Annotated in this window: 2 protein-coding genes; both read right to left on the bottom strand. The window is 61.6% G+C overall.

Features of this window, described 5'->3' with window-relative positions; genetic code table 11:
- On the bottom strand, window positions 1-385 hold a 385-nt coding region (locus EN893_RS33120), incomplete at its 3' end, for a Ku protein (protein WP_164901354.1).
- A gap of 227 nt (window positions 386-612) precedes the next feature.
- On the bottom strand, window positions 613-1,592 hold a 980-nt coding region (ligD, locus tag EN893_RS33125; protein ID WP_128362140.1), incomplete at its 5' end, for a DNA ligase D.

Below are 1,592 nucleotides of genomic sequence, written 5' to 3' on the forward strand. Positions count from 1 at the left end.
GCAGCACGGCAAAGGTCTCTTCCGCCATCGCACCGTCGGGCGCCATGTAGTAGGGCGCGTCCTGATAGATGACATCGACCTCGTCCTCGTCGACGAAGGCCTCGATGTTCATCGTGTGATTGGATTCGATGCGCACCGCATCGAGATCGGCATCATCGATGATGATGTACTGCTTGTCCTCGTATTCGTAGCCCTTGACCAGATCAGCACGCTCGACGAGCCCCAATTCGGGGTCGACCGGTTTCATGTTGATGCGGTTATGGGTCTTCTTGTGCAACTGGTTGAAGCTGATGCGCTCGCTGGCGCTGGTGGCGGGATATAGCCGCACCGGACAGCTCACGAGGCTGAGTTTGAGGTAACCTTTCCAACTTGCCCTGGGCGCCATGAAACACTCCTACGCGGCCATGCACTGACATTTGCTGCAGCGCTTTTCGTCCGAAGGACGATTGGCGCCGAGGAAATCCTACACCGACCCCACACGATACAGGCAAATCCCTGACGAAATCTTCCGGTACGTCTTTGAGGTCGTGGCGGAGAGAATAATTCAAATTGTCGGAAGCGTCGATGGACTTGGAATTGAGACGCTGGCGGGACTGCGCCCTCATCTCGCGACTACTTCCTCGTTCCCTCGAACACCGGCAAATCCCGCGCGAACTCGTCGATCTCCGCCCACGGATCGCCCGACGTCGCCAGCAGCCCCGGCAGGGAGGAATAGTTCAGATACTGCGGCGCATCGATGGATTCCAGATCGCTCCAGCTCACCGGCGTCGAGGCCGGCAGATTGGTGCGGGCGCGCAAGGAATAAGGGGCTGCGGAGGTGTGGCCGCGCGCATTGCGATGATAATCGATGAAGATGCGCTTCTTGCGGTTGTCCTTGCCCATGGTGGTGGTGAAGGTGTCCGGCGCCGTTGTCGCCAGATGCGTGGCGATGGCGCTGGTCGCCTGGTGCAGTTTCTTCCAGTTCTGCTTGCCCGTCACCGGCACGGTGATGTGGATGCCGCTGCCGCCGGAGGTCTTGGCGAACGGCACCAGCCCCAGGCGCTCCAATTCGCCCTTGATGTGCACGGCGGCCTCGACCACCTCGCGCCATGAAATCCCCTCGCCCGGATCGAGGTCGAGGACGATCTGGTCGGGTCTGTCGAGGCTGGTGCGGTGGGTGCCCCAGGTATGGAACTCGACGACGCCGAACTGCGCCAGCGCCAGATATCCTTTCGCGCCTTCGATCGAGAGATAGGATTTGGTCTCGCCCTCCGAATTTGTCGCCTCGAATGTCACCACCGAGGGCGGCATACCGGTGAAGGCGTGGCGCTGGAAGAAGCAATCCTTCGGCAGGCCGGTCGGGCAGCGCACCAGCGACACCGGCCGGCCGAGGATGTGCGGCAGCATGAAATCGCCGACCAGCGCATAATAGACGGCGATGTCGAGCTTGGTCGGGCCGGTCTTGCCGAACAGCCGGCGCGTCGGGTTGGTCACCCAGATGGTGGCAAGGTCGGCCTCGGCGATCAGCCGCTTGCGTTTGGACGAGACCGGCGTCGACAGGCCGACATCTCTCAAACCGCGGAAGACGCCGTGGCGCAGTGCGTTGTCCGATG

Origin of the sequence: Mesorhizobium sp. M7A.F.Ca.CA.004.04.2.1, assembly GCF_004022825.1 — a bacterium.
In the GTDB taxonomy this organism is placed as follows: Bacteria; Pseudomonadota; Alphaproteobacteria; order Rhizobiales; family Rhizobiaceae; genus Mesorhizobium.